This window comes from Streptomyces sp. HUAS 15-9, assembly GCF_025642155.1.
GTDB lineage: Bacteria > Actinomycetota > Actinomycetes > Streptomycetales > Streptomycetaceae > Streptomyces.
In genome coordinates this window covers 5,857,968-5,883,312 of record NZ_CP106798.1, presented here as the reverse complement: position 1 = coordinate 5,883,312, position 25,345 = coordinate 5,857,968, and the positions used below count along the sequence as shown (strand labels likewise).

Annotated in this window: 14 protein-coding genes and 1 pseudogene; 6 read left to right on the top strand and 9 right to left on the bottom strand. The window is 71.7% G+C overall.

Annotated features, from left to right (window positions below):
* Positions 1 to 242 precede the first annotated feature (242 nt).
* Positions 243 to 1,031, top strand: a complete 789-nt coding sequence (locus N8I87_RS27245; RefSeq protein ID WP_263212551.1) for a protein phosphatase 2C domain-containing protein — start codon at positions 243 to 245, stop codon at positions 1,029 to 1,031.
* Positions 1,032 to 1,076: 45 nt separating this feature from the next.
* Here N8I87_RS27245 and N8I87_RS27240 read toward each other — a convergent pair whose 3' ends face one another.
* Positions 1,077 to 1,568 (bottom strand): MarR family winged helix-turn-helix transcriptional regulator, encoded by a 492-nt coding sequence (locus N8I87_RS27240; RefSeq protein ID WP_263212550.1) that lies wholly within the window; start codon positions 1,566 to 1,568, stop codon positions 1,077 to 1,079.
* A gap of 270 nt (positions 1,569 to 1,838) precedes the next feature.
* On the opposite strand from N8I87_RS27240, the gene N8I87_RS27235 reads away from it, so the two are divergent.
* The gene (locus N8I87_RS27235; RefSeq protein ID WP_263212547.1) at positions 1,839 to 2,663 is read left to right on the top strand and encodes a lysozyme; all 825 of its coding nucleotides are present in this window, start codon (positions 1,839 to 1,841) and stop codon (positions 2,661 to 2,663) included.
* A 70-nt stretch (positions 2,664 to 2,733) separates the two neighbouring features.
* Here N8I87_RS27235 and N8I87_RS27230 read toward each other — a convergent pair whose 3' ends face one another.
* From N8I87_RS27230 to N8I87_RS27220, 3 genes are all read right to left on the bottom strand, one after another.
* Positions 2,734 to 4,815: a hypothetical protein gene (locus tag N8I87_RS27230; RefSeq protein WP_263212546.1), complete on the bottom strand. Its 2,082-nt coding sequence runs from the start codon at positions 4,813 to 4,815 to the stop codon at positions 2,734 to 2,736.
* A 210-nt stretch (positions 4,816 to 5,025) separates the two neighbouring features.
* Entirely contained in the window at positions 5,026 to 7,449 is a 2,424-nt protein-coding gene (gene lon / locus N8I87_RS27225; protein WP_263212543.1) for an endopeptidase La, read from the bottom strand.
* Between the two features lie 194 nt (positions 7,450 to 7,643).
* A complete protein-coding gene (locus tag N8I87_RS27220; RefSeq protein ID WP_263212540.1) occupies positions 7,644 to 8,573 on the bottom strand; it encodes a rhomboid-like protein in 930 nt (309 codons plus the stop codon).
* Between the two features lie 244 nt (positions 8,574 to 8,817).
* On the opposite strand from N8I87_RS27220, the gene N8I87_RS27215 reads away from it, so the two are divergent.
* From N8I87_RS27215 to N8I87_RS27200, 4 genes and pseudogenes are all read left to right on the top strand, one after another.
* The gene (locus N8I87_RS27215; RefSeq protein ID WP_263216694.1) at positions 8,818 to 9,495 is read left to right on the top strand and encodes a spermidine synthase family protein; all 678 of its coding nucleotides are present in this window, start codon (positions 8,818 to 8,820) and stop codon (positions 9,493 to 9,495) included.
* Between the two features lie 124 nt (positions 9,496 to 9,619).
* Positions 9,620 to 10,360, top strand: coding sequence for a response regulator transcription factor (locus N8I87_RS27210; RefSeq protein ID WP_263212538.1), 741 nt, complete (start codon positions 9,620 to 9,622; stop codon positions 10,358 to 10,360).
* Positions 10,357 to 11,472, top strand: a complete 1,116-nt coding sequence (locus N8I87_RS27205; protein WP_263212536.1) for a sensor histidine kinase — start codon at positions 10,357 to 10,359, stop codon at positions 11,470 to 11,472. Before N8I87_RS27210 ends, N8I87_RS27205 begins: the two co-directional genes overlap by 4 nt.
* A 276-nt stretch (positions 11,473 to 11,748) precedes the next feature.
* Positions 11,749 to 15,599, top strand: a pseudogene (locus tag N8I87_RS27200) (multifunctional oxoglutarate decarboxylase/oxoglutarate dehydrogenase thiamine pyrophosphate-binding subunit/dihydrolipoyllysine-residue succinyltransferase subunit).
* Positions 15,600 to 15,708: 109 nt separating this feature from the next.
* Here N8I87_RS27200 and fxsT read toward each other — a convergent pair.
* From fxsT to N8I87_RS27175, 5 genes are all read right to left on the bottom strand, one after another.
* The gene (gene fxsT, locus N8I87_RS27195; protein ID WP_263212534.1) at positions 15,709 to 18,720 is read right to left on the bottom strand and encodes an FxSxx-COOH system tetratricopeptide repeat protein; all 3,012 of its coding nucleotides are present in this window, start codon (positions 18,718 to 18,720) and stop codon (positions 15,709 to 15,711) included.
* Positions 18,721 to 18,860: 140 nt separating this feature from the next.
* Positions 18,861 to 20,321, bottom strand: a complete 1,461-nt coding sequence (locus N8I87_RS27190) for an aKG-HExxH-type peptide beta-hydroxylase (RefSeq protein ID WP_263216693.1) — start codon at positions 20,319 to 20,321, stop codon at positions 18,861 to 18,863.
* Positions 20,321 to 21,475 (bottom strand): FxsB family cyclophane-forming radical SAM/SPASM peptide maturase, encoded by a 1,155-nt coding sequence (locus tag N8I87_RS27185; protein WP_411577389.1) that lies wholly within the window; start codon positions 21,473 to 21,475, stop codon positions 20,321 to 20,323. Before N8I87_RS27185 ends, N8I87_RS27190 begins: the two co-directional genes overlap by 1 nt.
* A gap of 180 nt (positions 21,476 to 21,655) precedes the next feature.
* Positions 21,656 to 21,856 (bottom strand): FxSxx-COOH cyclophane-containing RiPP peptide, encoded by a 201-nt coding sequence (fxsA, locus tag N8I87_RS27180; protein WP_263212529.1) that lies wholly within the window; start codon positions 21,854 to 21,856, stop codon positions 21,656 to 21,658.
* 41 nt (positions 21,857 to 21,897) lie between these two features.
* Positions 21,898 to 25,338, bottom strand: a complete 3,441-nt coding sequence (locus N8I87_RS27175; RefSeq protein ID WP_263212526.1) for an SAV_2336 N-terminal domain-related protein — start codon at positions 25,336 to 25,338, stop codon at positions 21,898 to 21,900.
* Positions 25,339 to 25,345 lie beyond the last annotated feature (7 nt).

Sequence of the window (25,345 nt, the reverse complement as noted above, 5' to 3'; positions counted from 1 at the left end):
GCCACCCGAAGGAGTGAACATCGGAGGGGAGTTGGCGGGCAAGTTGCCGCGGCGGGTGCGGGGGCGATGACCGGCGGGCCGGTTGGACGCGGGCCGCGGGCTTTGACAGGATTCGCCGACACGCCTTCCCGGAGTGCGTCATTCCCGCCCAAACCAGGCGCCTGACCTGCGCCGCCGTGTCAATTCCGGGACCCTTGCCAGCCTTTGGCGAACACTGTGAAGGCCTCGTGCAGACTGGCCGAATGCGTACTGAAGTCGTATCGGAGCCCGGCAGCGCGGACCGCCCCAACGAGGACTTCGCCGGTGTCGGACTACCGGCCTCCGGGCAGGGGGGCTGCGTGATCGTCCTGGACGGGGTGACCCCGCCGGACAGCGGTACGGGCTGTCTCCATTCGGTCCCCTGGTTCACCGCGCGACTCGGCGGCGCCCTGACCGGACTGACCGTTTCCGACCGAGATCTGACACTGGCGGAGATTCTTTTCGCGGCGATCGCCCGCACCGCGGAGACCCACGCGGCCACCTGTGACCTTTCTCACCCGCGCACACCCCAGGCCACGGTGGTCCTGGCCCGCTGGTCCACCGACACGGTCGAGTACCTGGTCCTCTCCGACTCCACCCTCCTCCTGGAGTCCCCCGACGGCACGGTCACCCCCGTCCTGGACGACCGTCTCTCCCGGCTGCCCCGCGCGTCCCTGGTCAGCGACGCCGTCGCCGACGCCACGGTCCGCAACAAGGAGGGCGGCTTCTTCACGGCGGCCGCCGACCCCTCGGTCGCCTCCCGGGCGGTCACGGGCACGCTCCCGCGCGACGGGGTCCGCGCCCTGGCCGCCCTCACCGACGGAGCGACCCGCTGGGTGGAGAAGTTCCGTGAGGGCGACTGGCCGGACTGCTTCACCGTCGTACGCAAGGAGGGCGCGCGGGTGCTGGTGGAGCGCGTACGGGCGCTGGAGGAGGCGGACCGGGAGGAGCGGGCGTTCCTGCGGCGGAGCAAGACGCACGACGACGCGACGGTCGTGTACGTGGAGCTGTGAGACACGACTCCGGCGCCGCCCCGCCGGGATGCGCCACTCTTCGCCCTACTTGTCCATGACGCCGTTCAACTCGTGCAGCAGTCGCGCCAGTTCCGCGACCTCCTGCCGGTCCCAGTGGGCGAGCTGGCTGACGTAGCGGGCGCGGCGGGCCTCGCGGACCCTGCCGACGCGGCCGCGGCCCTCGGCGGTGAGGGCCACCAGCCAGGCACGCCCGTCCGCGGGGTCCGGCTCGCGGGCGACCAGGCCGAGCTCCTCCAGGGCGCGCAGCTGGCGGGACATGGTGGCCTTGCCGACGCCGATGTAGCCGGCGAGCTCCGTGGCGCGCTGGCCGCCGTGTTCGTCGAGGCGGACCAGGAGGCCGTACGCGGCGGACTCCAGGTCGGGGTGGACCTCACGGGCCATCTCGCCCTGATTGGCGCGGGCCCGCCGCAGCAACACCGTCAACTCGCGTTCCAGCGCCAGGAACTCCTGGTCTGCACCACTGGGTGTCACCTGGCCGGCGACGTGACGTCCGTCGCCGTTTCCGTCCTCGTGCACGTCAGCACCCCTGATCGGTTTCGCGGTCCTGAAAGTTTCTGCCATACGCCGCCGTTGCCGCAGCTCCGTCAGTATTTCGCAGGCGTAGACCAACGGCAGCCTCCGAACCCCCTTTCCACCTGCCCGTCTACGTGCGTAGTTTCATTAACAGGCAACTAATGGCATGCCCACGCCAGTGGGTCATCCGTGGTCCCCCCATCTCCCCACCCCGTCCTCGGGGTCCCCCACCCCGTCTTCGGGGTCCCCCCACCCCACCCTCGGAGGCACGTCATGCGCGTGCACAGACCCGGTCCCATCCGCCCGCGCCCACTCACGGCCCTGCCGGCCGTGCTCCTGGCGGCGCTCTCCCTCACCCTCCCGCTCTCCACCGCCGACGCCGCGACCACCCCCACGCGCGGCTCGGCGTACATGGGCATGGGCGTCCTGGCCCACGACGGCAGGAGCCGCACGCCCGACACCGCTGACGTCGCCCAGACCGAGGGCGTCGACGTCTCCGGCTACCAGGGCAACGTCGCCTGGTCCACGCTGTGGAACAGCGGGGTCCGCTGGGCCTACACCAAGACGACGGAAGGCACGTACTACACGAACCCGTACTTCGCCCAGCAGTACAACGGCTCCTACAACGTCGGCATGATCCGCGGGGCGTACCACTTCGCCACCCCGGACACGACCAGCGGCGCGACCCAGGCCAACTACTTCGTCAACCACGGCGGCGGCTGGTCCAGGGACGGCAAGACCCTCCCCGGCACCCTGGACATCGAGTGGAACCCGTACGGCGCCGCCTGCTACGGGAAGTCGGCCGCCGGGATGGTGAGCTGGATCGCCGACTTCCTGAACACGTACAAGTCGCGCACCGGCCGGGACGCCGTGATCTACACGGCCACCAGCTGGTGGACCCAGTGCACCGGCAACTACGGCGGCTTCGCGTCGAACCACCCGCTGTGGATCGCCCGGTACGCCTCGGACCCCGGGACGCTGCCCGCCGGTTGGTCGTACTACACGATGTGGCAGTACACCTCCTCCGGACCGACGGTCGGCGACCACGACAAGTTCAACGGGGCCCTCGACCGGGTGGTCGCGCTCGCCAACGGTTGATCGCACGCGCACGGGAGCACCGGGCCGGCCCGAGGACGCCGGCCCGCTACTCCCGTGCTGTGTACGCCGCTCAGCCGACCAGGCCGGTCGGGTCCCGGGGCACGTCGCCGGCGGGGGCCGTCCGCTGCTGCGGGAACACCAGGTCCGCGGCGCCCGCCGGGCCGTCCGCCTCCCGCTCCACCGCGGCCCGGTCGGCCAGGGCGTTGACGGCCGCGTTGAACCGCTCCAGGGAGGTCGGGTGGTCCGGGCCCAGGACGTACTCCTTGAGGGTGCGGCGCTGCGCGGCCATCGGGTCGTGCCGCGGCTCGCGGACCGAGCGCAGGATCTCCGGCAGCCGCTCACAGGCGCGGTCGAGCAGATGGGCGCCCCCGGCGGTGGTGTACGCGGCGCGGAACTCCTCGTCGGGCAGGTCGTGGGCGTTGGTCAGGACGTACGGCTTGAGACTGGCGACGAAGTCGGCGACCACGGAGGAGACGTCGCTGATGAGGACGTCCGCCTGGTTGAAGCACTCGTAGAGCGTCGGCAGCTGCTTGAGGACGACGTGGTGCCGGACCGGGCCCCGGCTCTCCCAGTACAGGCGGTGCCACTCGGCGTGCAGTTCCCGCCACTCGGCGGCGCCGTCCCGGTCGGGGACCCGCGCGTCACGGATCTGCTGGGCGTCGTCACCGTCGTGCCGTCCGGCCAGTTCGTCGAGCCGGGCTCTGATCTCCCGCAGCCGGGGCGCGGCGGCGGTGACGGCGGCCTCCGCGTCCGCGGCCTCGCGCCGCTCGTTGTCGGCCCGCAGCAACTCCCGGACGGCACGGTCGGCCGCGGCCGCCTCGGGCGAGCGCTTGCCGGTGAGCGGGTGCGGCTTGTAGACGACGCGCACGTTCTCCGCGAGCAGGCGCTCGACCAGGGCCACGCCCATCGGGATCAGCGAGGTGTGGCAGTCGTCGTCGCTCCAGCCCTCCCAGGTGGGGGCGTAGAGCACGGTCGGCAGCGGGCCCGGCGTGTGGTCGGCGTGCAGCCGGATCGGGGCCAGCTGGGGCCGGCCCACCTCGACGATGGCCTCGCCGCTGATGGCGTGCCGCACCCGTCGGTAGCGGTCGCGGCCCGCCCGTCCGGCCACCCAGATCTCGTCATAGACCTTGCTGACCCGGTTGCTGCTGGCGAGCTTGTCGCTGTCGCCGTGGCCGATGAACACATGCTTGGCCTCGGCGACGCGCAGCATGTGCACGTTCTTGCCGGCGTTGCCGGGATACAGCACGACCCGGACGCCGGACAGTTCCAGCTCGGCCAGGTCGTCGGCCTTGGGCACGCAGACCACCGGGATCCAGGTGCGGCTCAGATGGCGGAACGAGGCCCGCTCGCGCAGCACGATCACCGGGCGCAGGTCGAGCCGTTCCAGTGTCTCGATCCACATGTTGACCTGGTACATGAAGTCCCGGGACACGGAGGCGAAGCTGAAGTACAGGGCGACTTCGGGCCCGTACGCCGCCAGTTGCCGGTTGACCTCGGCGAACACCTCGTCCCTGCCCGGCATCCGGCGGACCCGGCGGTACTGCCCCAGCAGGGCCGCCACGGCCGCCACGGACAGCCCGGTCGTCAGCGCGAAGCCGATGCCCGCCGGGTACCAGGCCCCCGCCGCCAGCGCGGCGAGCAGTCCCGCGTGGGCCGGCACGTCGAGGTGGAGCAGCTTGCGCAGGAAGCGCCGGTAGAGAATGCCGGGCGGGCGCCGTGGGACGTCCAGTGCGCTCAGGTCGAGGTTGCGCACCACCAGCGGCAGCACCCGGCGCAGCCGGATGGCGTGGTGGGCGGCCGAGTACAGCATCACCAGCGCGAAGTGCGCGCTGAAGACGGCCAGCGCGACGACCAGCACCCGGTCCGGCGCGTCGGTCCGGCTGGCCAGCGCGAGCAGCATCACCGTGCGGACCGCGAACCGCAGGGTGCGGTTGAGCTGCAGCGTCGCGAGCCGGCGGACGAAGCCGGGCGCCCGGGTGTGCAGCACCTCGTCCACGACATAGGTCACGGCCGACGCCACGGCGAACCCCGCGACCGACGGCAGCAGCGCGAAGACGGGTAGCGCGGCGAAGCCGGCGCCGAGCAGGAGTACGAGGAGCAGGTCGGTCGTCCCCCGTACCCGCAAGGCACCGCACAACCGACGAATGATCACGGACAAGGCGTTCCCCCCACGGGATTGCACACGGTCTGCCAAAAGCCGTTGTTCGCCAGTTCGACAGAGATGGGGGGTAAAGAGTTGTACATCTGGCGCTCGGAAATATTTCACTTTGCGTTGGTGCGGGGTTGACCTCGCCATGGGGCACGGAAAAGGCCCGGGTCTCCCTCACGGGACCCGGGCCTCTCCTTCATCCGATGACGCCCGTCACGCCGCCACCGGAACCTCCGGCGCCGCGCCGTTCGTGGCCGGCGACAGGGCCAGCTCCAGGACCTGGCGGACGTCCGTGACGGCGTGCACGTCGAGCCTGTCCAGCACCTCCGACGGGACGTCGTCCAGGTCGGGCTCGTTGCGCTTGGGGATGATCACGGTCGTGACCCCGGCCCGGTGCGCGGCCAGCAGCTTCTGCTTCACGCCGCCGATCGGGAGGACCCGGCCGGTCAGCGAGACCTCACCGGTCAGCGCCACGTCCGTACGCACCAGGCGTCCGGACAGCAGCGACGCCAGGGCCGTGGTCATCGTGATGCCTGCGCTCGGGCCGTCCTTGGGGACCGCGCCCGCCGGGAAGTGGATGTGCACGCCCCGGTCCTTGAGATCGGCCACCGGCAGCTCCAGCTCGGCACCGTGGCTGCGCAGGAAGCTCAGCGCGATCTGCGCCGACTCCTTCATCACGTCGCCCAACTGGCCCGTCAGGGTCAGACCCGCCGCGCCCGTCTCCGGGTCGGCGAGGGACGCCTCGACGAACAGGACGTCTCCACCGGCACCGGTCACCGCGAGGCCCGTCGCCACGCCGGGGACCGCCGTGCGGCGCTCCGCCGGGTCCTGGGCGGACTCGGGCACGTGGTGCGGCCGGCCGACCAGGGCCCGCAGGTCCTCGTCCCTGATGGTGAACGGCAGCTCGCGCTCGCCCAGTTCGTGCTGGGCCGCGACCTTGCGCAGCAGCCGGGCGATGGACCGCTCCAGGTTGCGGACGCCCGCCTCCCGCGTGTACTCGCCGGACAGCTTGCGCAGCGCGCTCTCGTCGAGGGTCACCTCGTCCTCGCCGAGCCCCGCCCGCTCCAGCTGGCGCGGGAGCAGGTGGTCACGGGCGATGACGACCTTCTCGTCCTCGGTGTAGCCGTCCAGGCGGACCAGCTCCATACGGTCGAGCAGGGCCTCCGGAATGGCCTCCAGGACGTTGGCGGTGGCGAGGAAGACGACGTCCGACAGGTCCAGCTCCACCTCCAGGTAGTGGTCCCGGAAGGTGTGGTTCTGGGCCGGGTCGAGGACCTCCAGCAGGGCGGCCGCCGGGTCGCCCCGGAAGTCGGAGCCCACCTTGTCGATCTCGTCCAGCAGGACCACCGGGTTCATCGACCCGGCCTCCTTGATCGCTCGCACGATCCGGCCGGGCAGCGCCCCGACGTACGTACGGCGGTGGCCGCGGATCTCGGCCTCGTCGCGGACGCCACCGAGCGCGACGCGGACGAACTTGCGGCCCATGGCGTGCGCGACGCTCTCGCCGAGGCTCGTCTTGCCGACACCGGGCGGGCCGACGAGGGCCAGGACGGCGCCTCCGCGCCGGCCGCCGATCACGCCGAGGCCGCGGTCGGTACGGCGCTTGCGCACCGCCAGGTACTCGGTGATCCGCTCCTTCACGTCCTCCAGGCCCGCGTGCTCGGCGTCGAGGACGGCCTTCGCGCCCTGGATGTCGTAGGCGTCCTCCGTCCGCTCGCTCCAGGGGAGTTCGAGGATCGTGTCCAGCCAGGTGCGGATCCAGGAGCCCTCCGGCGACTGGTCGGAGGAGCGCTCCAGCTTGTCGACCTCCTTGAGCGCGGCCTCGCGGACCTTCTCGGGCAGGTCGGCGGCCTCGACGCGGGCACGGTAGTCGTCGGACTCCTCACCGTCCTTCTCGCCGTTCAGCTCACGCAGCTCCTTGCGAACGGCTTCCAGCTGACGGCGGAGCAGGAACTCGCGCTGCTGCTTGTCGACGCCCTCCTGGACGTCCTTGGCGATGGTCTCGGCGACGTCCTGCTCGGCGAGGTGGTCGCGCAGCTGCTGGGTGGCGAGCTTGAGGCGGGCCACCGGGTCGGCCGTCTCCAGCAGTTCGACCTTCTGTTCGGTGGTCAGGAACGGCGAGTAGCCGGAGTTGTCGGCGAGCGCGGAGACGTCGTCGATGGCCTGGACCCGGTCGACGACCTGCCAGGCGCCGCGCTTGCGCAGCCAGGCGGTGGCCAGCGCCTTGTACTCCTTGACCAGTTCGACGACGTGGCCCGGCAGCGGCTCGGGCACCTTTTCGTCGACGCGCGTGCCCTCGACCCACAGCGCCGCGCCCGGTCCGGTGGTCCCGGCGCCGATCCGCACGCGGCCGCGGCCGCGGATCAGCGCGCCCGGGTCACCGTCCGCCAGCCGGCCGACCTGCTCGACGGTGCCGAGCACACCCGTGCTCGGGTACGTCCCGTCGATGCGCGGCACCAGGAGAACCTTCGGCTTTCCGGGCTCCGACCGGGCGGCGGCCTGGGCGGCCTCCACCGCGGCGCGTACGTCGGCGTCGTTCAGGTCCAGCGGAACCACCATGCCGGGCAGCACGACCTCGTCGTCGAGCGGCAGCACAGGCAGAGTGAGCGGTGTGAACGCCGTGGACTCAGCAGCCATGATCTCCCCTTCGGCAATCAAGTTGAGCTATGCCGACTCAATGCACGGGAGCCCGCGGATGTTCCCATGACCGCGTTCGCTCTGAGCGATCACCGAATCACGCTGCACCGACAGCGGAAACGGGGGTGGGTGCGCGGTTATGCCCTGGGGGACCCGGGAGTTCACGCATGGCGGAGTCCAGCGACGGCAGCGTGCTACGCCGACTGGGCCCGCTCCACCGCCCGGACCACATGCGTGGGCCGGACCGACCGCACGCCCCGGGCCCGGTGCCGGCGGCGGATCGCGGGCCACATCGCGACGCCTATCGTCAGCGAGGTCAGATGGCCCCAGTTGGTCATCGGGTCCGTGTACGCGATCAGGTCCTGCAGGAGCATGCCGCCGAACAGCGCGAGGACGGACCAGCGCAGCCAGGGGGTGAGCAGTCCGGCGAGGGCACCCGTGCTGGCGGCGACGCCGAAGCTGATGCCGTAGTCCAGGCGGTGCAGGGAGCTGCCGGGCAGGTGTCCCGCCAGGACCGCGATCCCCACGGGGACCTCGGTCGCCAGGGTGGCGAGCACGTGCCCGAGCAGGAAGACCGCGGCCGCACGCAGTCCTCCTATGCGCCGCTCCAGCGCGGTCAGGACGACCAGGAAGCACATGGCGTACGGCGACACGACCCCGCCGGCGATCCACAGCGCGCTCGCCAGCAGGACCTGTACGGGGGTCCGCACCAGGTGCGCCACATCGGTGCTGGACGCCTGGTAGAGGCTGTGCACCAGCCCGGGGGCGGCGTCGGCGGCGATCAGCGAGGTGACCGCGAGCACGGCCGCGTAGGCGAAGGTGAACGGCGTTCCCGTGGGAGTGGGCAGCACCCGCCAGGGGTGCAGGGCGCGCAGCCGCCGGGCGAGGAGACGGTGGGGGGCGGGGAAGGACTGCGCGGGGGCCGGCGCAGTGGTCGCCGTCGCGGTGGCCACCGGCTCGTCGGCCCGGGCCCGAAAGGGCGCCATGGCGCCGCGCTGGCGCGGCATCCCGTCCAGCAGGTCGGCCAGCCCGGAGGACGACAGCGCACTGTCGTCGGGAAGAGGCGCACCCGGGGGCGGGGGTGAGGGCGAGGCCGCCGTGCCGGCCGTCGCGGTCGGTTCCACGCTGAGGCGCTCCTTCCGTCCCGCCCCACACTTCGCGCCGCACAGGCCCCTGTCTATGACCGACGCCACCCAAGACCTTGATTCACAGGATTTTCTGAGGAACCGCTCGACCAACGCTGGGGTTACGACAGAACACGCTGAGGTTACGACAGAAGCAGAAGCGCTCGAACGAGTGATGTGCGCCGACCTGCCCGTCATCCGTAATTCACGTGGCCGTAAAGCCGTGTTCGTGCAGGATGGGCGCATGGCCGCCACGTACGACACTCCCGTAGTCCTGGACCGTCGCGAGGGCCCGCACGGGGAGGTGGTGCTGCGCAGACACGGTGAGCTGCTGCAGATCATCGCCAACGGCTGCTTCCTCATGGACACCTCCGACGGGCGCTCGGAGCGGCTACTGGTCGATGCCGCGTACGACGCCCTGGACGGACGGCCGGAACCGGACGTGCTCATCGGCGGCCTGGGCGTCGGGTTCTCGCTCGCGCATGCCGCGGCCGACCCCCGCTGGGGGCGGATCACCGTGGTGGAGCGCGAGCCCGCCGTGATCGGCTGGCACCGCGCGGGCCCGCTGTCCGGGCTGTCCGCCGCCGCGCTCGGCGATCCGCGCACCGAGATCGTCGAAGGCGACCTGTTGACGCACGTCAATGAGACTTCCGCCACGTACGACGCCCTGTGCCTGGACATCGACAACGGCCCTGGCTGGACCGTGACCGAGGACAACGACGGCCTGTACTCACCGGCCGGACTGGCAAGCTGCGCAAAGGCGTTGACGCCCGGAGGGGTACTGGCCGTATGGTCGGCGCGGCCCTCTGTGGATTTCGAGCAAACCTTGTGGAATGCCGGGTTCCGGCAGGTGCGTACCGAAGAGATCCCCGTTGCCCGGGGCGTTCCGGACGCTGTGCATCTCGCCGTACGCCCTGGATAGCGACGGTGCCTCCGGTCCCCGTAATGTGCTTCCCTGACGCGGATCATTCAAGCGTCAATCGCAAACCATGCGCAGACCGAGGAACCACCCCACTGGTTCCGGAAAGCACACTCAGGGGCGGGCGATGGAGCAGACACACACCTCGCACAGCGGTACGGCGGCGGCTACTCCGGGCGCACAGCGCCGAGTGCTGGTGATCGAGGACGACCCGACGATCGTGGACGCCATCGCGGCCCGACTCCGCGCCGAGGGATTCCTGGTGCAAACCGCGGCGGACGGTCCTTCCGCGGTCGACACCGCCGAGGCCTGGCAGCCCGACCTGCTGATCCTCGACATCATGCTGCCCGGTTTCGACGGCCTGGAGGTCTGCCGCCGTGTGCAGGCCCAGCGCCCGGTGCCGGTGCTGATGCTCACCGCGCGCGACGACGAGACCGACATGCTGGTCGGGCTCGGTGTCGGCGCCGACGACTACATGACCAAGCCGTTCTCGATGCGGGAGCTGGCCGCGCGCGTGCACGTCCTGCTGCGCCGCGTGGAGCGGGCCGCCATCGCCGCGGCCACGCCGCGCTCGGGCATCCTGCGCCTCGGCGAGCTGGAGATCGACCACGCGCAGCGCCGGGTGCGGGTGCGCAGCGAGGACGTGCACCTCACGCCCACCGAGTTCGACCTGCTGGTCTGCCTGGCGAACACCCCGCGCGCGGTGCTCTCCCGTGAGCAGCTGCTGGCCGAGGTGTGGGACTGGGCGGACGCCTCCGGCACCCGGACCGTCGACAGCCACATCAAGGCGCTGCGCCGGAAGATCGGCGCCGAGCGGATCCGCACGGTGCACGGCGTGGGCTACGCGTTGGAGACACCGACGCCATGAGCGACGGGCCGGCCGCACGGAGGAGCCCCGGGGAGGAGCCCTGGGGCGGCGTACGCCCGTTCTCGATCAAGACCAAGCTGGGCGCGCTCGTCGTCATCTCGGTGCTGATCACCACGGGTCTGTCGATGATCGCGGTGCACACCAAGACGGAGCTTCGCTTCATCACGGTCTTCTCGATGATCGCCACACTGTTGATAACGCAGTTCGTGGCGCATTCGCTCACCTCGCCGCTGGACGAGATGAACGCGGTGGCCCGGTCGATCTCGCAGGGCGACTACACGCGCCGGGTGCGGGAGAACCGCCGGGACGAGCTGGGCGACCTGGCCGGGACGATCAATGTCATGGCCGACGAGCTGGAGGCCCAGGACCGCCAGCGCAAGGAGCTGGTGGCGAACGTCTCGCACGAGCTGCGCACGCCCATCGCCGCCCTGCGGGCCGTCCTGGAGAACGTCGTGGACGGCATCGCCGAGCCGGACACCGAGACGATGCGTACGGCGCTCAAGCAGACCGAGCGGCTCGGGCGGCTGGTGGAGACGCTGCTGGACCTGTCCCGGCTGGACAACGGCGTCGTACCGCTGCGCAAGCGGCGTTTCGAGGTATGGCCGTACCTCTCCGGCGTGCTGAAGGAGGCCAACATGGTCGCCTCCGCGCGCGGGGGCATGGCGTCGGGCTCCGGGAACCACACGCGGACGGACGTCCATCTGCACCTGGACGTCTCCCCGCCGGAGCTGACCGCGCTCGCGGACCCGGAGCGGATCCACCAGGTGGTGGCCAATCTGATCGACAACGCGGTCAAGCACAGCCCGGCGCACGGCCGGGTCACGGTGAAGGCGCGGCGCGGTCCGCAGCCGGAGTCGCTGGAGCTGGAGGTCCTGGACGAGGGCCCCGGCATCCCGAAGTCGGAGTGGCACAAGGTCTTCGAACGCTTCAACCGGGGAGCCGTCAGCCGACCGCACGGTCCGGGCAGTGACGGCGGTACGGGTCTGGGGCTGGCGATCGCCCGCTGGGCGGTGGATCTGCACGGCGGCCGGATCGGCGTGGCCGAATCCGAGCGGGGTTGCCGGATCCTCGTCACCCTTCCGGGACAAGCGACCCGGACCAAGTTGACGTAAAGTTCGAACCGGAGCCACAAGATCCACGAGCGTCCCCACTGACGGACACGTGTGATCAGGGACGGCCCGCGCCTGTCTGGTGCCGAGGCCGTGGCCGACGCATCCCTGCCACAGGCGAACCACACTTGTTTCCCGCCATTTCAACCGCCGAAACGCGCTTTCTGATGTGACTTACACGACGATGAACGGGCCCGACCTGACCTTCGCCCTCAGGGAGGCGTAGCCTTTATTTCCGCTGTCCACCACCTTGTGAAGCGGAAGAGGGCGGTTGCCGCCGTGTCGCCACAGTCCCCCAGTAACTCGAGCTCCCCCAGCCTCCGGCCGGGCGGTGCCCCCACGACCGAAGACCAAGCCGGGAAGAACCCCGCTGCTGCGTTCGGTCCCAATGAGTGGCTCGTCGACGAGATCTATCAGCAGTACCTCCAGGACCCGAATTCGGTAGACCGAGCCTGGTGGGACTTCTTCGCCGACTACAAGCCGGGCGTCGCTGCCGCCCAGGCTCCGTCGGGTGCTGCGGCCGCGGGGGCCGCAGGAACCACCACGACAGCCGCTCCGGCCCGGCCCGCGGCTCCGGTGGCCCCGGCCACGCCCGCCGCCGGGGCGCCCGCGGCCCCGAAGCCGGCCGCCGCCGCTCCGGCCGCCGCCGCTCCGGCACCCGCCGCTCCGGCACCCGCCGCTCCGGCCGCGCCCAAGCCCGCCGCCGCGGCCCCGGCCGCCAAGCCGGCCGCGAAGGCCGCGCCCGCCGCCGAGGCGACCGAGGGCCCCGAGTTCGTGACGCTGCGCGGCCCTCCGCCGCCGTCGCCAAGAACATGAACGCCTCGCTGGAGCTGCCGACGGCCACCTCGGTCCGCGCGGTCCCGGTGAAGCTGCTGTTCGACAACCGCATCGTCATCAACAACCACCTGAAGCGGGCGCGCGGCGGGAAGATCTCCTTCACGCACCTCATCGGCTTCGCGATGGTCCAGGCCATCAAGGCCATGCCGTCGATGAACCACTCGTTCGGCGAGAAGGACGGCAAGCCGACCCTCGTCAAGCCGCCGCACGTCAACCTCGGCCTGGCCATCGACCTGGTGAAGCCCAACGGCGACCGCCAGCTCGTCGTGGCCGCCATCAAGAAGGCCGAGACCCTGAACTTCTTCGAGTTCTGGCAGGCCTACGAGGACATCGTCCGCCGCGCCCGCGACGGCAAGCTGACGATGGACGACTTCACCGGTGTCACGGTCTCCCTGACCAACCCCGGCGGCCTCGGCACCGTCCACTCCGTGCCGCGTCTGATGCCCGGCCAGTCCGTGATCATGGGCGTCGGCTCCATGGACTACCCGGCGGAGTTCCAGGGCACCAGCCAGGACACCCTGAACAAGCTCGGCATCTCGAAGGTCATGACGCTCACGTCGACCTACGACCACCGGGTGATCCAGGGCGCCGCCTCCGGCGAGTTCCTGCGCCAGGTCTCCAACCTGCTGCTCGGCGAGAGCGGCTTCTACGACGCCGTCTTCGAGTCGCTGCGCATCCCCTACGAGCCGGTCCGCTGGCTCCGGGACATCGACGCCTCGCACGACGACGACGTCACCAAGGCCGCGCGCGTCTTCGAGCTGATCCACTCCTACCGGGTCCGCGGCCACGTCATGGCCGACACCGACCCGCTGGAGTACCGCCAGCGCAAGCACCCCGACCTCGACATCGTCGAGCACGGCCTCACCCTGTGGGACCTGGAGCGCGAGTTCGCCGTCGGCGGCTTCGCCGGCAAGTCGATGATGAAGCTGCGCGACATCCTCGGCGTGCTGCGCGACTCGTACTGCCGCACCACCGGCATCGAGTTCATGCACATCCAGGACCCCAAGCAGCGCAAGTGGATCCAGGACCGCGTCGAGCGCCCGCACTCCAAGCCGGAGCGCGAGGAGCAGCTGCGCATCCTGCGCCGGCTGAACGCGGCGGAGGCCTTCGAGACCTTCCTGCAGACGAAGTACGTCGGCCAGAAGCGCTTCTCCCTGGAGGGCGGCGAGTCCGTCATCCCGCTGCTGGACGCGGTGCTGGACTCGGCCGCCGAGTCCCGCCTGGACGAGGTCGTCATCGGCATGGCCCACCGTGGCCGGCTGAACGTGCTGGCCAACATCGTCGGCAAGTCGTACGCCCAGATCTTCCGCGAGTTCGAGGGCAACCTCGACCCGAAGTCGATGCACGGCTCCGGCGACGTGAAGTACCACCTGGGCGCCCAGGGCACCTTCACGGGCCTGGACGGCGAGCAGATCACGGTCTCGCTGGCGGCCAACCCGTCCCACCTGGAGACCGTCGACCCGGTCATCGAGGGCATCGCCCGCGCCAAGCAGGACATCATCAACAAGGGCGGCACGGACTTCACGGTGCTGCCGGTGGCGATCCACGGCGACGCGGCCTTCGCGGGCCAGGGCGTGGTGGCCGAGACCCTGAACATGTCGCAGCTGCGCGGCTACCGCACGGGCGGCACGGTCCACGTCGTCATCAACAACCAGGTCGGCTTCACGGCGGCCCCCGAGTCCTCGCGTTCCTCGATGTACGCGACGGACGTGGCCCGCATGATCGAGGCCCCGATCTTCCACGTGAACGGCGACGACCCGGAGGCGGTCGTGCGCGTCGCGCGCCTGGCCTTCGAGTTCCGCCAGGCGTTCAACAAGGACGTGGTGATCGACCTCATCTGCTACCGCCGCCGCGGTCACAACGAGTCGGACAACCCGGCCTTCACCCAGCCGCTGATGTACGACCTGATCGACAAGAAGCGCTCGGTGCGCAAGCTCTACACCGAGTCCCTGATCGGTCGCGGCGACATCACCCTGGAAGAGGCCGAGCAGGCGCTGCAGGACTACCAGGGCCAGCTGGAGAAGGTCTTCACGGAGGTCCGTGAGGCGACCTCCCAGCCCATCTCCGCGGAGGCCCAGGCGCCGCAGGACGGCTTCCCGATCGCGGTGCCGACGGCGATCTCCTCCGAGGTCGTCAAGCGCATCGCCGAGTCCCAGGTCAACATCCCCGACCACGTCACCGTCCACCCGCGGCTGCTGCCGCAGCTCCAGCGCCGGACGGCGATGGTCGAGGACGGCACGATCGACTGGGGCATGGGCGAGACGCTCGCGATCGGCTCGCTGCTCCTGGAGGGCACGCCGGTCCGGCTGTCCGGCCAGGACTCCCAGCGCGGCACTTTCGGTCAGCGCCACGCGGTGCTGATCGACCGCGAGACGGGTGCGGACTACACCCCGCTGCTCTACCTGTCCGAGGACCAGGCCCGGTACAACGTCTACAACTCGCTGCTGTCCGAGTACGCGGTCATGGGCTTCGAGTACGGCTACTCGCTGGCCCGCCCCGACGCGCTCGTGATGTGGGAAGCGCAGTTCGGCGACTTCGTCAACGGCGCCCAGACGGTCGTCGACGAGTACATCTCGGCGGCGGAGCAGAAGTGGGGCCAGACGTCCGGCGTCACCCTGCTCCTCCCGCACGGCTACGAGGGCCAGGGCCCGGACCACTCCTCGGCCCGTGTCGAGCGCTTCCTCCAGCTGTGCGCGCAGAACAACATGACGGTCGCGATGCCCACGCTCCCGTCGAACTACTTCCACCTCCTGCGCTGGCAGGTGCACAACCCGCACCACAAGCCGCTCATCGTCTTCACCCCGAAGTCGATGCTGCGTCTGAAGGCGGCGTCGTCGAAGACGGAGGAGTTCACGAGCGGTGAGTTCCGTCCGGTCATCGGCGACGCGTCGATCACCGACCCGGCGGCCGTGAAGAAGGTCGTCTTCTGCGCGGGCAAGGTCTACTACGACCTGGAGGCCGAGCGGCAGAAGCGCGGTGTCACGGACACGGCGATCATCCGCATCGAGCGCCTGTACCCGCTGCCGGGTGCGGAGATCCAGGCGGAGGTCAACAAGTACCCGAACGCCGAGAAGTACCTGTGGACCCAGGAGGAGCCGGCGAACCAGGGTGCCTGGCCGTTCATCGCGCTCAACCTGATCGACCACCTCGACCTGGCCGTCGGCCCGGACGTCCCGCACAGCGAGCGGCTGCGCCGTATCTCACGTCCGCACGGCTCGTCGCCTGCGGTGGGTTCCGCGAAGCGGCACCAGGCCGAGCAGGAGCAGCTGGTCCGTGAGGTGTTCGAGGCGTAGGTCTCGCGACTCGACAGCGGAAGGGCCCGGCCCCGGAGAGAACTCCGGGGCCGGGCCCTTCGGTCATGTCCGGGGTGCGTCGTCGGTCATGTCCGGGGTGCCGGGCCGCTCACGACACCTGGGGCTCGAAGTCCCAGTAGGGCCGGTTGCGGGCGCGTGCCGACAGGGTGTGGGCGTGCTGGGGGCCGAGCGTGGCGGCGAGGTCGGACAGCGCCTCCTGCTCCGTCTTCTCGGCCTCGCGCCGGTTGCCGAGACCGCGCAGATCGGCGGCGTGGGCGATACGGGCCGTCAGGGTCAGGGGGTGGGTGCGGCCGAGGATCTCGGTGGCGCGCAGGGCGGCGGACCTGCTGAGTCCGGCCGCGGACTCCGTGTCCCCGACCAGATTGCGCAGGGCGGAGGCGTTGACGGCGCAGCCCACGGTCCAGGGATGGTTCTCCCCCACGGCCGCGGTCATGTCGGCCATCGACTGCTCGATCAGGGCGTGGGCCTGGTCGCGTTCGCCGACGCTGCGCAGGATGAGCGCATGGTTGGTGCGGGCTCCGGCGAGGAACGGATGTCCTTCGGCGTGCATGGCCTCGTAGCGCGCGATGACGTGCTCGCTGGTCTCCCGTGCCTGGTCGATGTCGCCGTGCTCGCGGGCGAAGCAGCTGTGGCTGATGGCCGCGGCCAGCGTCTGCGGGTCCTTCTCGCCGAGCTTGCGCTCATAGCGCTCCAGTACGCGGGTGAACATCGGCCCCGCCTTGCCGCGGTCGCCGATGCGGTAGAGGCACAGGGCGAGGTTGTGCTCGGCCAGCAGGGTCTGCGGGTTCTCGGCGCCCATCACGAGGCGGTACTCGCGCACGTTCTTCGCCTGGACGGACTCCGCCTCGGTGTAGCGGCCCAGCAGCCGCAGATTCGTCGCGTAGTGGATCTCGGAGAAGAGCGTCCACGGGTGACGGTTCTTCAGCAGCTGACGGCGTGCCTCCATGGTCCGCCGGTCGATCTCCAGGCTCTCCCCGTAGCGGCCGAGCAGCCTGAGCGCGAAGCCCAGGTTGTTCAGGGCGTTGAGGGTCCGCGAGTCCTGTTCGCCGAGCAGGTCGCGGTAGGCCGGGTAGAGCCACTCGTACAGCTCCCGCGACTCCTCGTAGCGCCCGAGGCCCCACAGGTCGGCGCCCAGGCCGTTGGCCGCGCGCAGATGGTCCAGGTCCTGCTCGCCGCGCTCCGCCCGGAGGTGGTCCACGGCGACGCGCTCGATGGCCTCGGTGCGCCCGTACTCGCCGGCCGCGCGCAGCAGGTTGGCGTAGTGGTAGGTCAGCTCCCAGATCCGCGGATGGGTGTCGCCGAGCAGCGACTTCCACGCCTTCATGGCGCGCTCGCCGAGCTTCATGCCGGACTGGTACTCGCCCGTGAAGTACATGTAGCGCAGGCAGTTGAGGACCAGGTTCTGCACGGTCCGGTCCTTGCTGTTCAGCACGTCCGCGTGCTTGAGGTGCGGCACGATCTCCGCGTACTCGTCCCACAGGCGGGTGTCCGTGGCCCGGCCGGGATCGGCGGCGGCCAGGGCTCTGCGGACCACGTCGTTGAACTCGCGCCGGTCCTCGTCGGGCATGTCCTTGTGCACGATCTGGTGCACCATGCGGTGCAGATACACCGACTCGCCGGAGGAGACCGACTCGTCGCCGGCCGACTCGTGTGACTCCAGGCGTACGACGGAGTACTGGCGGAGCTGGTTGATCGCCTTGTTCCACAGGAGGGGGTCGTTGAGCAACCCGGCGATCTGCTCGGGCAGTTCCTCGTGCGGCATCTCCCGCAGAAGCCGTACGGGGATGAAGCCGGGCGCGAAGAAGGTGCACAGGCGCAGCAGGTCGACGGATTCCGGGACGGTCTCGCGGAGTTTGTTCAGCAGTATCGACCAGGCCGTCTGGAACGCGACGGGGAAGTCCGCGGAGACCTTGACCACGTCCCCGTCGATGCCGCCCTCCAGGAGCGCGATGTAGTCCTCCACCGACAGGTCGGAGTCATTGAGCCAGCCGGCGGTCTGGTCGAGCAGCAACGGCAGGTCCTCCAGCGCCTCGGCCAGCTGGTCGGCGTCCTCCTCGTTGAGCCGCGGCGCACGGCGGCGGACGAAGGCCACCGACTCGTCGCGGGAGTAGACGGGCACCTCCAGCAGCTTGCTGTTGTGCTCGCCCCACTCGGGGTTGCGCGAGGTGATCAGGACATGGCCCGGCCCGGTGGGGACGAGGTCCCAGATCTGGTCGGGTTCGTCGGCGCCGTCCAGGATCAGCAGCCAGCGGGGGTAGGGGTCGCCGCGGCGCAGCGCGTCGCGCACGGCGCGCAGCCGCTCGCCGTACTCGGCGCCGGTGGACAGGCCGAGCTTCGGGGCGAGTTCGGCCATCAGCCGGCGGTAGGTCACCCGGCCCTCGGCGTTGACCCACCACACCACGTCGTACTCGGAGCCGAAGCGGAAGACGTACTCGGCGGCGAGCTGTGTCTTGCCGACCCCGGACATGCCGTGCAGGGTCAGCACGCCGGCGCCCGGCTCGGAGCCCTGCAGCAGGTGGTAGGCGTCGTTCAGGAACGGCTCGCGTCCGGTGAAGCGAGTGTTGCGCCGCGGTACGCCGCCCCACACCTCGGGCATGGACGCCGGGAAGCGCGGGCCGCGCCGCTCGCCCTCGGCCGGCTCCGGGGGCGGGTCGGTCGGCAGGCCGAGCCGGTCGAGCAGGCGCCGTTCGGCCTCGTCGGCACCCATGTTGGTCAGCTGTGCCGGGGCGAGCACGGTGGTGGCGGTGGGTACGGAGGCGGTGGTGATCGAGACGGCGGCGAACCGGGACGGGTCGGGGGCCACGATCTCGCGCAGCGCCCCGTTCCACTCCTCGTGGGTGCGCGGCCCGAGTTGGAAGTACCACTCGCTGACGAGGATGAGAATCCGGCCGTCGGCGAGTTTCAGGTCACGCAGCAGGTCCACCAGCGGGACCTCGGCCGGGGAGTCCCAGCGCATGGAGACGACTCGCAGGCCTCGCCGCTCCAGCCGGTCCGCGATCCAGGCCGCCCAGGCCCGGTTGAAACCCGCGTAGCTGATGGTGACAGTGGGCTTCGCGGTCCCTTTGTCGGCTGCCCCGACCGGCCTACGAACTCCAGACATGCAGCGGCCTCCCCGCACGTAATGTTAGAACCTCTGCGCGGCACCGCGATAGGCGCTGACAGGTATCCGTCGGACTCGCGCGCTTCGGTCACATCTCTTCCCGCAAGCGCAACGATCTTCACTCGAACTGGCAACATATTTCACCCAGTTGGCGGAATTCGACGCGCCGAGAACAAGCCACGCGCCGCGCCCACATAGGCCTGCGCCCGTACGGCGTGCCCACGGGGCGCGGGATGCTCGTCGAGCCGTTCGAACACGGCCACCATCTGGTCGACGAACCGGCGTCCCGGCACGGTCAGGTCCGGCGATCCGACGAGCGCGGGCAGCGCCGCGCCCACCTGTTCGCGGCAGCGCGCGTGTTCGGCCCAGGCCGCCTCCCGGTCGGCGGGCCGCGTGAGGGTGAGCGCGCGGCGCTGGAAGAAGTCGGCCAGCGCCAGATGCGAGTAGGTGCCCTGCAGCAGACCGTCGTAGGGGCGTGGATCGGGGCGCCAGGGGGCGAAGTACCGATTTCGCCCGTCGGCCCGGTGGAGGGTGACCGCCTCGCTGAGGGCGACGAGTTTGGTGTGCTGAAGCTCGTGCACCAGGGTCGCGGCCAGCACCGTCGGGCCGTGCGGGGCGCTGCTGAGCACGGCGCCGAAGGCCTCGCGCCGGGTGCCGCTGCAGGTGCCCGTGCAGTCGCCGGGCTCCGAGCCGGGCGGCGCGGCGAGCGGAACGAGGCAGCGCAGCAGGCGGACGGCCTCCATCAGGCGCTGCTCGCCGCCCAGCCGGAGTTCCACCGCGGCCCCCGACCAGGAGTGCAGCCAGCGCTTGCGCTCCGCGTCGTCGAGGCTCGCCGGACCGCTCAGCCCGAGGTGGTGGACGCTGTCCTGCACCCACCGGTACGGGTCGAGGTCGTCCAGCGGGGTGGGCGGGGCGCCGCTGGTGAGGCCGGGCAGGGCGTACGCGGGCGTCCAGGCGGCGGCGCCGGACCAGGCTCCCGTGCCGCGCTCCACATGCACGACGACATCGGCCGCGCCCCGCTGCCGCATGGTCAACCGCCCGCTCCTGTGGACGACTTCGACCGCGACGTCCCCCGCCGCCGTGCGCAGCGCCCCGAGGGAGGGCAGCACGAGCAGTCCGTCCCGGGCGGTGAGCCGCGCGGCGAACGACAGCCCGGCGCGGGCCGCGGCAGCGGCGGCCAGTGCGCTGAAGTGCCCCAGGTCGCGCCCGAGTTCGCGGGCCCGCTGCGGCGCGCCCGGCCGTGCGGGGTCCGTGCCGAGCCCGCGCAGACAGCGCTGGGCCCAGGCGCCGACCAGCGGGGCGAGCAGGCGAGCGCGGGCGGGTGAACCCGTCGGGCCTCCCGTGGGCGCCATGTCTCCCACCGGCTCATTCGTCACAGCGGCCGCGTCCGCCGCCTCCAGCAGCGCCCAGTCCTCCAGGAGCCGCCTCCTGGCGTCGGCGGGGCACAGTGCCGGGTCGGCTCCCGCCACCGCGTCGAGCACCGCGCGCAGCAGGAGCAGCCGACGGGTGTCCTGGTCGCGGGCCAGGAACGCAAGAGCCTCGGGGCCGCCTTCGGTACGGCCGAGTGCGACAAGGACACGGTCCGGGACCACCGGAAGCATCACGGGACACCCCCTTCCCGGGAGACGGCGGACGGGGCGGCCCGCACCGTGTCCGCGCGGAGCCGGCCCGCCACATGACGGATGAGGCGCTGCAGGTCGGCGCAGTACACGGAGGGGTTGATGAAGCCGTGCCCGGCGCGGTAGCGGTGGGCGTACTGGCCGCCGCCGCAGACGTTCAGCAGCGGGCAGGCCCGGCAGGCCGCCGCCAGCGACGCGGCACCCGCCTGCCGGGCCGCCACCGCGGGGTGCCGCAGCGCGTCGTCGAAGCCGTGCCGGTGGATGTCGAGGCCGGTCCGTGCGGCCCCGTCGTACGCGGACTTCAGCGAGTCGACCTGTTCGATCGACCCGTCGGTCTCCACCACCACGGCGTCGAAGGGAGTGAGGCCGAGCGACTCCGTGGCCGCCGGCAGGCCCAGCAGCAGCGCGAGGCACTCCTCGAACAGCCGTACCCGGGTCTCTCTGCGCCCCGCCCGCCACCAGCGGTCGAAGACGGCGCACAGCCAGTCGCCGTACACGGTGCCCGAGTCGTCCCAGTGCGGCGGCGGAGCCGACCAGTTCCCGTGCGGCAGCAGCAGGTCGAGGGCGGGCGGGCCCAGGGCGACCAGGGACTCGTACATCTCCACCGGATCCAGGGTGGGATCCACGACCGCGAGGATTCCGGCGTACGACTGCGGGAAGCGGGCGGCGACGAGCCGGGCGCCGCGCGAAGCGTCGGGCCACGACGGCCGCCCGGACGGGCGGACCCTCAGCGCGTTGTGGGCGGGCAGGCCCCCGTCGAGGCTGATGCCGACGCGGATGCGGTGGCGGGCCAGGACCGCGAGGCGCCGCTCCGTCAGCAGGGTGGCGTTGGTCTGGACGGTGGCGTGGACCGTGCAGCCGGCCGGGACCCGGTCGCGTACCAGACCGGTGAACCGGGCGAGCGTGGCCACACCCGCCAGCAGCGGCTCTCCCCCGTGCAGGACCAGGGAGAGGTCGGTCAGCCCGTGGGCGCGCGCGTGTTCGGCGATGCGGGAGGCGGTGCGGTCCAGCACCCCGGGGGGCGCCGCGGCGGGGCGGTCGCGCCAGGTCCGGTCCGGGCCCTCGTAGAGGTAGCAGTAGCGGCAGGCGAGGTTGCAGCGGCCGTGGACCTTCACGACGAACTGCCGGAAGGGGATGCGGCGTGTCGCTGCCGGATCGGGTGCACCCTCTCCAGACACTCCAGCACCCCCATGCCGTACGTCCGCGCCGCGAGCCCCGCTCGTACGGAACCGCCTTCCCTGGCCGGTCATCCCCACAAACGCGGATCGTTCGACGTTGACCGATTCAATGGCGAAAATGACCGGCGTTACCTGGTTTCAGAGCGCGCTGTTGAAGCCCCAGAGCATCTCGCTCGGCCGGGTGGACCGCTCGCGCAGATCCTCCACCACTTCGCGCAGCACAGGGTGCTGAATGGTCCTCAGCTCGGGCAGACTCAGCTCCGACAGATCCGGAAGCGGCTCCTCCGCCTCGGTCCGGTGCACGGCCATCTGCCGCTGCGACTCGTTCCCTACGTCCATCCCATCCCCCTTGCGTCGCGTGGCGTCCCGCCACGACCGGGTCACTCCAGGTCGGCCAGCCGCTGTGCCGTCTGGCCGGCCGTCGGCTCGCTCGTGCTCACATGGTCGTCCGGCAGCTTCGACCACTCCGCCCGGGCCGCCCGATAGGCCTCGCGGGCGGCGCGTGGACGCATGGCCGCCTCGTAGGTCATACCCCGCCAGTGGTGTGCCTGCGCACCCAGTTCGACTGATTCCTGACGGCGGCGGTCCGTCTCCGCGTCCTGCTCCGCCTCCCGGGCCGCCTCCGCGGCCGACCGGAACGCGTCGACCGCCTCGTCCAGCCGTGCCGGGCGGCCCAGACTCTGGTACGCCTCGAACTGGACCTGCCCGCGTTCCAGCCAGCACCGCGCGGCCAGCAGCGGATCGTCGGCGCCGGCCGCCGCGAGGCCGAGGAGATGTTCGGCCTCGCGCAGATCGACGCGGTCGCCGCGCGCCCGGTACCTGAGCATCAGCGCCCGGCCCAGCAGGAGGAGACGGCCGGCCAGCAGGGCGCTGCCCACGGGCGTCTCCGTGCGGCAGTCCCGCAGCACCCGGATCGCCCGGGACAGCGGCTCCTGGGCGGAGAACCCCCTCTCCAGCGCGGCCCGGCGCAGCAGTACCTCGCCCCACTCGGCGAGCACATCGGCGTGGGCGGACTCGTCCCGGGGCATCCGCTGGGCGGCCTGCTCGAAGTGCCGTGCCGCCTCCTGGAGTTCATGCGGATCGCCCGACTCGTCGTACCGGGCCGTGCCGATGCGTCCGGCACGCACCAACAGGGCCGAGCGCGGGCTCTGTTCACGAGTACGGGTCAGCGCCTCGTCGACCCGCGCCTGCGCCTCGTCCAGCGCTCCGCCCGATACCAGGAGCGCGTCGACCAGATCGAGGAGAACCCTCACGGGGGGATGCCCTTCGCCTGCGTCGGAGTCGTGCTCAAGAGCACTGCGCAGCGACTGCGCGCTCTGCTCCGCGTACCGGCGGGCCTGTTCCCGGTCGGGCGTCACCCCGGACAGCCGCAGCAGGACGCGGCCGTGTGCGAGGGGGAGTTCGGGCGGACGGCCGCGGCGGTCGGGCCACGCGTCGGCGAAGGCCTCCAGCATGCCGACCGCGCCCTGCAGCAGGGCACTGTCGCCGCCCAGCCGCCACTGCGCCTCCAGGGCACCCACCCGTTCCAGGGTGAGCCGGAGCGCCTCCGTCTCGTCCAGATCGGGCGCCCCGCACGCGACGGCGTACTCACGGTCGGCACGGCGCAGCAGTTCGAGCGCGCCGTGCTGGTCCCCGTGCCGCCTGCGGTCCGTCGCCGCCGCCCGCAACACCCGTGCCAGTACGGCCCGTTCGCGCACCGCGCGGGGATGGGTGACCGCGCGCTCGGCGGCCGTCTCCGCCTCGCGCAGCAGCTCCGCACCGCCCTGCATCTCCCACAGCCGCAGGACACAGTGGGCGTACTCGGCCCACAGTTCGAAGTCCCGGCCCGCGGGCCGTTCGTGCTCGGTGGCGCCGCGCAGCAGCTGAACGGCGTCGATGATGTCCTGCACCATGCCCTCGCGGTCGAACCGCTCGACCAGCGTGCGGGCCCGGAGAACGGCCGGGTGCGCGGGGCGGCTCTGGTCCGTCTGCTCCCGCTCCCGGCTGCCGTACAGGGCGAACTGCTCGGGCAGCGGCATGAACCGCTCCAGGACGCGCGCGGCGACCTCGGCGAAGGGCTGCGGGACCGGAGTCGCGGCGCTGCCGTCACCGTTCTCGGCCGGGTAGCCGCCGGGCGCGTACGGGCGCCCCCCGCCGCCGCTGCCGAGCTGGGCCAGGGCCAGCGCCGGGAAGTTGGGGCCGCCCTTGCCGAAGCGCTGCTCGATGTACTCCGAGCAGTGCTTGAGCACCAGCAGGGCCTCGTCCCGTCCCAGCGTCGACAGCAGCGACTCCTGTACGCCCGGCGCGAACTCGTACCACTGGACGCCGTCCTGGGCGCGCTCCTCGCGGGCCCGCGCCAGCAGGCCGCTGAGCAGCACCTCGGCCAGTTCGGAGGGACCGGAGTCGGGCATCATGGTCCGCTGCACCAGCTGCATCACGGGCAGGCAGAGCGGGGCGGCCGCCAGATGGACGGCGAGGCGTCCCGCGGCCGGGGAGGCCGTGGAGCGGAACCTGCTGACCAGTTCGAGCGGGGACGCACGGCGGCCGGGACGGCCCGCCGACACGGGCGGCTGGTCGGCCCGCACCCAGCCCACGGCACCGGCCACGGGCCCGGTGCCGGCCTTGGACAGCAGCCGCGCCCAGGCTCCCAGGGCCACCGGCTCGGGCGGCAGCACGGGCACGGGCAGCTCGCCGCGGCGGGCCTCCGTGGGCGTTCCGGCGTGGGTGCGCACCCGTAGCGCGGCGGCGCCCCCCAGGCTTTCGCCCCGCATCAACTCGCCGTAGAGCACCGGGAGCCGGGTGCGGTTCCACATGCGCTGCGGCAATGGCTGGAGCACGGCGGCCGGGGCCTGCCGGGAGAGATGGTGGAGCAGCCGGTGGGCCTGGCCGGACCGCCACAGAGGGCCCGCGCAGTCACTGACCAGCAGGGTGATGCGGCGTCCCGTGGGATCGCTGAGCCGGTCGACGGAGTGCAGCGGGGCCGCATGGGGTTCGGGGCTGCGGCTGACGGCCGGTTCGCCGTCCGGACCCTGGTGCAGATGGCTGACCTCGATGTCCCAGAAGGCGCCCAACTGCGCGAAGACCTGCTCCAGTTCGGTGAACATGCGGTCCCACACCCGCATGGACGAGGAGGCGTCCATCACCAGCTGGAGCCGCGCGTCGGCCCGGCGCACTGCCCGGAACACGGGAATGACGAGTCCGCCCGCCCGCGCGCTCAGCTCCGCCGTCGCCGTCTCGTCGAGCGCCGAGCGCAGCGGTGGAGCCGGGCTCCGGTAGCCCTGCAACGGCCGTAAAGCGCGCTGGAGTTCGAGTGGAGCGGGAAAGGCGGGGGCAGCGGGTACCCCGACGGGCAGGGGTGCCACCCGCCCCGGAACCCCCTTGGGCGGGGCGCCGGAGAACGGCAGCGGATACAGGGCCACACGGCGGTCGACGCCCGCGTCGTACTCCTGTGGCTCCGGTGCCTCGGGGGCCCGGTCCGGGGTCCGGGGCCGGGCCGTGGCGGATGCCGGGTCCGGGAAGGTCCGCTCGCCGCCGTTCCCCGCCGCCGGGCCACTCGGCCGGGTGACCGGGTCCTCGGGCTCGGCGGCACACGTCGGGTGCGTCCGGCCGGCCAGCCACAGGGCGTCGCACAGCCCTTCGGCGTCCGGGTCGAGGCCGATCTCCCGCAGCCGGGCGATCAGTTCGGCGATCGGATCGGCAATCGAGTCGGCGGCGATCGGGTCGTCGGTGATCGGGTCGCCGCCGGGGACGGGGGAACCCACGGCTTCGGGCGCGCCCGGAGGCCCGTCCTCGGGACCGCTGCCGGGCTGGACGGGGCCATGTCGCCCCCCTGCGTCGGGCATCAGCGCC